Source organism: Photobacterium halotolerans DSM 18316, from assembly GCF_000425165.1.
Taxonomy (GTDB): Bacteria; Pseudomonadota; Gammaproteobacteria; order Enterobacterales; family Vibrionaceae; genus Photobacterium; species Photobacterium halotolerans.
The window spans coordinates 50344-58726 of the sequence record NZ_AULG01000029.1 but is presented as its reverse complement, the minus strand read 5'-3'; the positions used below and the strand labels follow the sequence as shown (position 1 = coordinate 58726).

The 8383-nt window shown below is 49.6% G+C and carries 8 protein-coding genes and 1 tRNA gene; 2 read left to right on the top strand and 7 right to left on the bottom strand.

The genetic code is table 11. The features are described from left to right. The coding region (locus H511_RS0108550; protein WP_027251938.1) for a transposase at positions 1–306 on the top strand (306 nt) is incomplete at its 5' end. A gap of 17 nt (positions 307–323) precedes the next feature. Here the strand turns inward: H511_RS0108550 and H511_RS0108545 are convergent. From H511_RS0108545 to rpsU, 7 genes are all read right to left on the bottom strand, one after another. Next, complete coding sequence (locus tag H511_RS0108545; RefSeq protein ID WP_027251937.1) at positions 324–791, bottom strand: DUF4411 family protein; 468 nt, start codon at positions 789–791, stop codon at positions 324–326. Beyond that, on the bottom strand, positions 788–1921 hold the full coding sequence (locus H511_RS0108540; protein WP_027251936.1) for an ImmA/IrrE family metallo-endopeptidase: 1134 nt from the start codon (positions 1919–1921) through the stop codon (positions 788–790). The genes H511_RS0108545 and H511_RS0108540 overlap by 4 nt, the downstream gene beginning before the upstream one ends. A gap of 477 nt (positions 1922–2398) precedes the next feature. Further along, a tRNA-Ile gene (locus H511_RS0108535) sits at positions 2399–2474 on the bottom strand. Positions 2475–2671: 197 nt separating this feature from the next. Then, complete coding sequence (rpoD, locus tag H511_RS0108530) at positions 2672–4516, bottom strand: RNA polymerase sigma factor RpoD (RefSeq protein ID WP_027251935.1); 1845 nt, start codon at positions 4514–4516, stop codon at positions 2672–2674. Between the two features lie 92 nt (positions 4517–4608). Then, on the bottom strand, positions 4609–6366 hold the full coding sequence (gene dnaG / locus H511_RS0108525) for a DNA primase (RefSeq protein ID WP_027251934.1): 1758 nt from the start codon (positions 6364–6366) through the stop codon (positions 4609–4611). Between the two features lie 95 nt (positions 6367–6461). After that, a complete protein-coding gene (locus H511_RS0108520; protein ID WP_027251933.1) occupies positions 6462–6905 on the bottom strand; it encodes a GatB/YqeY domain-containing protein in 444 nt (147 codons plus the stop codon). A gap of 24 nt (positions 6906–6929) precedes the next feature. Then, positions 6930–7145 carry a 30S ribosomal protein S21 gene (rpsU, locus tag H511_RS24350; protein ID WP_002537656.1) on the bottom strand — a complete coding sequence of 72 codons (216 nt, stop codon included), beginning with the start codon at positions 7143–7145 and terminating at the stop codon, positions 6930–6932. A 215-nt stretch (positions 7146–7360) separates the two neighbouring features. Here rpsU and tsaD point away from each other — a divergent pair, with 215 nt between their 5' ends. Beyond that, on the top strand, positions 7361–8377 hold the full coding sequence (gene tsaD, locus H511_RS0108515; RefSeq protein ID WP_027251932.1) for a tRNA (adenosine(37)-N6)-threonylcarbamoyltransferase complex transferase subunit TsaD: 1017 nt from the start codon (positions 7361–7363) through the stop codon (positions 8375–8377). Positions 8378–8383 lie beyond the last annotated feature (6 nt).

The following is an 8383-nucleotide window of genomic DNA, read 5'->3' as shown; positions in this document are numbered from 1 at the left end:
TACCCGTTGGTCATCAAATCCTGGCGCAGCAAGTGGGACAATTTGTCGGTATACTTCAAGTATCCCGAGCAGATCCGGCGGGCCATCTACACCACCAATGCGGTTGAGGCGGTGCACCGTCAGTTCCGCAAGCTGACCAAAACCAAGGGCGGCTTCGCTAACGAAACCAGCTTGCTGAAGCTGCTCTATGCGGGGATGTTGAAGGCTTCCGAGAAGTGGACGCATCCGGTACAGAACTGGAATCTGACGTTATCCCAATTGAGCCTCCACTTCCCGAACAGGGTCGATCAATATGTGGATCTGTGACTTATGCTGACACAGAACTATGAACACCCTCGTTCAAAAGTGTCGATGTACTCAACACCAAAGTGCTCACAAACGTTAGGAATAAGGATCTTACGTTTAATGTTACGGTCAAGCTTCTCGTGTGTAACTATTTTTGCCCCAGTAGTTATTGCTTTAGCAACGAGCCAAGGATCAGCACCTCTAAGAAACTCAGCCTGTGCGCCGATTTTCATTTGGGTTAGTGTCATTACATGCTGAACTACTTGTGCATACGCTATTTGAGTTGGTTGGTCATCGTTTGCAATGAATAAATGTGCGTTATCCTTCGCCCATTGAGCTAGTTCGTCATTACCATTTGTTAATTCGTCTTTTATAAAACCGATACTTGCTACACCCGCCTGAGCATTAGACTGTAAGATCCATTGCCAATAGCCTGGGCATATTGACATCGAGTAGTAACGGTTTTTAGCTTCGATAAAGGTGTTTGCATCCAGCAGGTAATTCATAGAGCTAGTTTTCTCGCGTATGTTTTTATATTATTTGGCTTAATGCCTAGTAGGTTGCCAGCATCTCTAAGTAACATTCTACCGCTCAATGCTTCTGCTACAACAGCACTAGAGAAAAGCTTACTATTTTTAGCTCCAGCATTAATATTAAAGTCACCCTTTCCGCCTTTCTGGTTTCTAAAGGCGTTCAGCTCAGCTCGGTAGTACTTCCAATAGGTATCACCATCAATAACTCGGCAGTCTAGTGCTCGTTTTGCTGCTGCGAGCTTACTTACATGCAATTGACGATTTATTTCTGTTAGGTTCATAACAAGACTTAGCTCGGGGTTCCAAATACGATGAAAAGCTTCTTGTGGTACAAGAAACTCTCCAGCTACAGCATTGCAGAACTTTTCTTCTTCAGCATGGGAATGCTCTAAGTCAGAGATACCACTACTGCCTATCCATAGATGAGCTAGTTCGTGAATGAGAGTAAACAGTCTTGCAGTGGGAGCATCAGAGCTATTTATAAAAATAACGGGAGCAATATCATCACTAATGGCAAAACCTCTAAACTCTGAAACTTCAAGTTTACGACGAGTGTTATTGCCTACGATACCGCTTCTCATAACTAATATTCGAGCTTGTTCGGCACCTTTGATAAGTGTTCGGTGGTATTCTTCCCAACTCCCTTTTTGTGGAAGAGGAACCCCGAGAGTATTTCGGATATCTTGGGCTACATCAAACACAGAGTCATTGACGTTGTATTTGCCAATAAATGGTAAACGAGGTTCGTCTAGCTTGATAAGGTAGTCTCTATACCATTCCTGTTTGAGCATGACTTGCTTGATGATCTCTTTCATATCAATAGAGACTGCATCGACATGCCTATTAGCTACTGTTCGTAGGTCAGGTATAGGAAGTTCCTCATCGGGTGGTTCTGGTAGGAACAGATAACCAAAAGGAATATTTGTGATGTTAGCGATGTTTTGAGCTTGCTTAAAAGTGGGTCTGGATTCACCAGATTCCCATTCAATGATTTTCTGAACGTTCTTAACGTTCAGTTTTTGAGCAAGGGAATCCTCACTCAGGCCAGCACGAACTCTAGCCCAAGTAACTATTCTTGGATTTATTAAAGCTTGCTCTGTCATTTTCTTTTCAACTAGTTAGCTACCACACATAAATTATACAACGCATTATACAAATAGACTTGTATTTGAATAGAGTTGATTGTGATAAACAGAGCATTACGCACGTAATGGCGTACTTCTGGGATTCAAACTCTGCAATATGGAACGGTCATAGGGGAGGAAATGTGACAGCAAGTGTGACACTTGCACATACACAAACGGTGCCATACAAAAGACTATAGCGTCAATAGTTGATTTTTGGCGCTTATCTGTACTTATTAATGAATCACTACTGTTCCATTTGCCGAAATTGATCCCTATCTGCTAGCTTGATAGCCTCGCTAAGCGAGAGTGCAGGTAGTTAGTCAGGTGCTGCGTGGTGGCTAGAGGGCGTCAATGACTTGTTCAGGCTAAATAATATTTGCTACATATGTGCTACATAGAAATGAAAAAATTAAAAGGGCTTAGCTGAAAAATCAGCTAAGCCCTTGTTTTGTTTGGTGGCCCCTCCCAGACTTGAACTGGGGACCAAGCGATTATGAGTCGCCTGCTCTAACCACTGAGCTAAGGGGCCAAATGTGCCACCGATTATATGGGATGGGTGGGGCATTGTCTAGGTGCGAAGGGGCAAGTTTTGTTTGTTTCTTAGGCAGTTAAATGCAGGGCAAGCCCTTGCGTGGCAAGGGGTGTGAGCGAGGTCGCATGTGCGGCGGGCAAAGAAAAAGCGGGCTGTTTAGCCCGCTTTGTGATGTGGTGTTTGTGGTGAGTGGCTTACTCGTCCAGGAAGCTGCGCAGCACGTCGGAACGGCTTGGGTGGCGCAGTTTTCGCAGGGCTTTGGCTTCGATCTGACGGATACGCTCACGAGTCACGTCAAACTGTTTGCCCACTTCTTCCAGTGTATGGTCGGTGTTCATGTCGATACCAAAGCGCATACGCAGTACTTTGGCTTCACGTGGCGTCAGGCCAGCCAGTACTTCGTTGGTGGCCGCACGCAGGTTGGTTGCCGTGGCAGAATCCATTGGCAGCTGCAGCGTGGTATCTTCAATGAAATCACCCAGATGTGAATCTTCATCATCACCGATTGGGGTTTCCATCGAGATTGGCTCTTTGGCAATCTTCAGCACTTTGCGGATCTTGTCTTCCGGCATTTGCATGCGTTCAGCCAGTTCTTCCGGCAGTGGTTCACGGCCCATCTCCTGAAGCATCTGGCGAGAGATACGGTTCAGTTTGTTGATGGTTTCGATCATGTGCACAGGGATACGAATCGTACGTGCCTGGTCTGCGATTGAACGTGTGATTGCCTGACGGATCCACCAGGTGGCGTAAGTCGAGAATTTGTAACCACGACGGTATTCAAACTTATCGACCGCTTTCATCAGACCAATGTTACCTTCCTGGATCAGATCCAGGAATTGCAGGCCACGGTTGGTGTATTTCTTGGCGATAGAAATAACCAGACGCAGGTTGGCCTCAACCATTTCTTTCTTGGCGCGGCGTGCTTTGGCTTCACCGATAGACATACGGCGGCTGATGTCTTTGATACGCTCAATCGACAGGCCGGTTTCATCTTCCAGTATGCGCAACTTCAGCGAGGCACGACGCAGGTCTTCTTCGTAGTTTTTCAGGCGCTCGGCATACGGTTTGCCTGAGTTCAGTGCTTCGTCGATCCACGCAGAAGAAGATTCATTACCGCTGAACAGCTGTACGAAGGTCTTCTTCGGCATTTTGCTGTTGTCGACACACATACGCATGATCAGGCGCTCATTGGTACGTACCTTATCCATGGAATCACGCAGTGAACTGACCAGACGGTCAAACTGTTTCGGGATCAGACGGAACTGCTTGAAAATTTCAGACAGCTCGGCAATAGCGACTTCAGTATCCGGGTGATGACGGCCATTGGTGTCGATGGCTTTGGCCATATTTTCGTAAGAGACACGCAGTTCTTTGAACTTCTCGCGTGCTACTTCCGGATCGATGCTGCCGTCGTCTTCTTCGCTTTCTGAATCGTCGTCATCGTCTTCAAGATCTTTGTCTTCATCTTCAAGATCAGTTTCACTTAACTCGGAGCCGATGTGCGTGGCTGTCGGAGCGGCTGTCTCTTCTTCGTTAGGATCCACGAAGCCTGAAATGATATCAGTCAGACGCAGCTCTTCTGCTTCAACCTTGTCAAACTGCTCAAGCAGATGCGAGATTGCTGACGGGTACTCAGCAACAGAACACTGAACCTGATTGATACCATCTTCGATGCGTTTAGCGATGTCGATTTCGCCTTCGCGGGTCAACAGCTCAACTGTACCCATTTCGCGCATGTACATACGAACCGGGTCAGTGGTACGGCCGATTTCGCTTTCTACGCTCGATAATGCCTGAGCCGCCGCTTCAATGGCGTCTTCATCGGCGTTATCTTCAGTCATCATGAGTTCATCGGCATCAGGGGCGGTTTCCACCACCTTAATACCCATGTCGTTGATCATCTGAATAATGTCTTCAACCTGATCAGAGTCAACAATGTCTTCTGGCAGGTGGTCATTAACTTCGGCATAGGTCAGATAACCTTGCTCTTTGCCTTTGGCAACAAGCAACTTTAGCTGTGACTGCGGATTTTGCTCCATAGACGATATCCAACTTAGGGTCTGAGTGAGAAAAAAGGATGCAGAAATGCAAACCAGTAATTATAACAAATGTCAGAATTGTTGACTACTTTTTAGACGGGGCGATTTAACAGCAATAGCTGAAGCTCCCGCTTCTCTTCGACTGATAAGCCGACGGTGTTCGATTTAGCCTGCAACTTCTCAATTTGTTGTGTGACGCATTGATCGATAACTTTATCCATCGCGTCAAAAAATACAGTGTGTAAACTGTCTTCATCGCTGCCGAGCGGTATGTCCCAACTGGCCAGACGGGCCATCATTGAGGCTTGCTCGGTCTCACGCCAATCTTCAAGCAACTGTCCAGTTGTGATATTGGGATGAAGTCGACATTTATCAACTATTGTCAGTAATAATTTTAAGCCAGCCAGCTCTGTGCCTGCAAAATCCTGGGTGTTTAAGCCCAGTTCACTGGCAAAGCCCGGGTTTTGCAGCAGCAGCGCAATCGCGATGCGCATCGGCGTACGCTTGATGGCGGGCTGAGCCGTTCTGACCGGCTTGTTGTCTCCGTGCTCGCTGATCAGCTGTTTCAGCTGCTCTTCATCAGGAAGACCGAGTTTTTGTCCTAAAACTTTCCGTAAGTATAGTCTCAGGGTGCCGCCCGGCACTTTGTCAATCAGTGGCACCGCCAGCGTACTGAGCTTGGCTTTGCCTTCCCGGCTGCTGGTATCTACCTGCTGCAGCAGGGTGGTGAACAGGAAATCAGACAGGGTCATTGCCTGAGTGATCGCCTGCTCGAACGCTTCTTTGCCATGCTGGCGCACGTAACTGTCCGGGTCTTCGCCGTCGGGCAGGAACATAAATTTCAGCTGGCGGCCATCGTTCATATACGGCAGCGCTTGTTCCATCGCCCGCCAGGCCGCATCGCGACCGGCGCGGTCACCGTCATAACAGCACACCACAGTACCGGTTTGCCGGAACAGGGTCTGAATGTGCTCCCCTGTGGTCGAGGTGCCCAGCGAGGCGACGGCATAGTCGACGCCGTATTGCGCCAGGGCCACTACATCCATATAGCCTTCGACGACCAGAACGCGTTCAGGTTCCCGGTAAGCTTGCATCACCTGATACAAACCGTAGAGCTCGCGGCCTTTGTGAAAAACCGGTGTTTCCGGTGAGTTGAGATACTTAGGTGTACCTTCGCCCAGTACCCGGCCACCAAACCCGATCACCCGGCCGCGGCGGTCGTGGATCGGAAACATAATCCGGCCACGGAAACGGTCATAGCGACGGCCTTGTTCGTTTTCGATCAGCATGCCGGCGCTGACTAAATCTTGCTGTGCCTGCTCGTTGCGGCCAAAACGGCTGCGCACCAGATCCCATTGGTCAGGCACATAGCCGATGCCGAACTGTTTGACGATCTCGCCCGACAGGCCACGTCCTTTCAGGTAGTTAATGGCTACCTGCGCATCGCTCTGACGCAACAGCGACTGATAATATTGGGCGACCTGACCCATCAGGTCATAAAGGCTTTGCTTCTCTTGTCGCTTGATGCTGCTCTGGCCGCTGCTGCCTTGTTCGCGCGGAATTTCAAGGCCAAGCTGAGACGCCAGCTCTTCAACGGCATCGACAAAGTCCAGCCGGTCGAACTCCATCACAAAATCAAGCACGTTGCCTTTCGCGCCGCACCCAAAGCAATAGTAGAACTGTTTGTCGGGACTGACAGAAAAAGACGGGGTTTTCTCATTGTGGAAAGGGCAGCAGGCACCGTAGTTCTTGCCTTGCTTTTTGAGTTTCACCCGCGCATCAATTACATCGACTATGTCATGCCGTGAGATGAGGTCATCGATGAATGAACGAGGGATCTTTCCTGCCATACAATGAGTGTTACCTGAAATTAACTGGGAAGAGATACAAACAAGCCGCGCATTCCCGAGAGGATAGCACGGCTTGCTGTAGAGTTGGGGCAGTTTTAGCCGAGTTTGGCTTTGACCAGTTGGCTAACTTTCCCCATATCGGCGCGGCCCTGCAGCTGTGGTTTGAGCACAGCCATCAGTTTACCCATGTCTTGCATAGTGCTGGCACCTGTACTGGCGATAGCGTCTTCCAGCAGAGCGGCAACTTCGTCGTCGCTCAGCGGCTGAGGCATAAATTCTTCCAGTACGGCGATTTCAGCATGCTCAACATCGGCCAGATCCTGACGGCCTGCGGCTTCATACTGAGCCACAGAGTCACGACGCTGTTTTACCATTTTCGTCAGTACTGCCACTATGTCGTCGTCGGTCAGAGTGATCTTCTCGTCGACTTCACGTTGTTTGATGGCAGCAAGAACAAGACGGATAGCACCCAGGCGAGCTTTATCCTTCGCCTTCATGGCTGCTTTTTGTTCGTTCTTTATACTTTCGATCAGGGCCATTACGCTGTCCTTGTTATCTGTAAATTAGTACAGACGAACGCGACGTGCGTTTTCGCGAGCCAATTTTTTCAGGTGACGCTTAACAGCCGCTGCTTTAGCGCGCTTACGTACAGTTGTTGGCTTTTCGAAGTGCTCACGACGGCGAACTTCAGAAAGGATACCTGCTTTTTCGCAAGAGCGCTTAAAACGACGTAGAGCTACGTCGAACGGTTCGTTTTCACGTACTTTGACTACTGGCATGTAATACTCACCTCAGAGTGATTCGATTAACGCTGATGATCAAAATTATCAGCTGATTAAAAATGGTGCGAAATTCTAATCTGATCCGGGGTCATTTGTAAAGCATTCTGCAAGTCAGAACTGGTGAAATTCTGTCAACAGCGGTAACATGCCCCTCCGACGTTCCGCACCGGCTTCGGCTTTCAGTGTGTAAGTATATAAGTATAGAGGTTGATATGCGTATCCTGGGCATCGAAACGTCCTGTGACGAAACAGGCGTGGCGATTTACGATGATGAGAAAGGCCTGCTGGCTCATGAGTTGTACAGCCAAGTGAAGCTGCACGCCGATTATGGTGGCGTCGTACCTGAACTGGCCTCACGGGACCATGTCAAAAAAACCATCCCGCTGATCAAGCAGGCGCTGGCCGATGCCGGTTTAACTCCGGCGGATCTGGATGGCGTGGCTTATACCGCCGGGCCGGGTTTGGTCGGTGCTCTGTTAGTGGGCGCGACCATAGGCCGCAGCCTGGCGTATGCCTGGAATCTGCCTGCGGTGGCGGTACACCATATGGAAGGCCATTTGCTGGCGCCTATGCTGGAAGACAATCCCCCTGAGTTTCCGTTTGTGGCGCTGCTGGTCTCTGGCGGTCATACCATGATGGTGGAAGTCAAAGGGATCGGCGAATACCGCATTCTGGGTGAGTCGATTGACGATGCCGCCGGTGAAGCCTTTGATAAAACGGCCAAGCTGATGGGGCTGGATTATCCCGGCGGACCGCTGCTGTCGAAACTGGCCGATAAAGGCACCGCAGGCCGCTTTACCTTCCCGCGTCCGATGACGGACCGTCCGGGCATGGATTTCAGTTTTTCCGGCCTGAAAACCTTTGCCGCCAACACCATTCGTGGCAACGATGATGATGAGCAGACCCGGGCAGACATTGCTTATGCGTTTCAGGAAGCTGTGGTAGACACCCTGGCAATCAAATGTAAGCGTGCCCTGAAAGAAACCGGCTTTAAGCGTCTGGTGATTGCCGGCGGTGTGAGTGCCAACAAGCACCTGCGTGCCGAGCTGGCTGCCCTGATGGAAAAACTGGGCGGCGAAGTTTTTTATCCGCGTACTGAGTTCTGTACCGATAACGGCGCCATGATTGCCTATGCGGGCATGCAGCGTCTGAAAAATCAGGAAATCATGGATTTGAGTGTCAAAGCCCATCCGCGCTGGCCGATCGATACCCTCAAGCCCTTGCGCTGAGGCCGG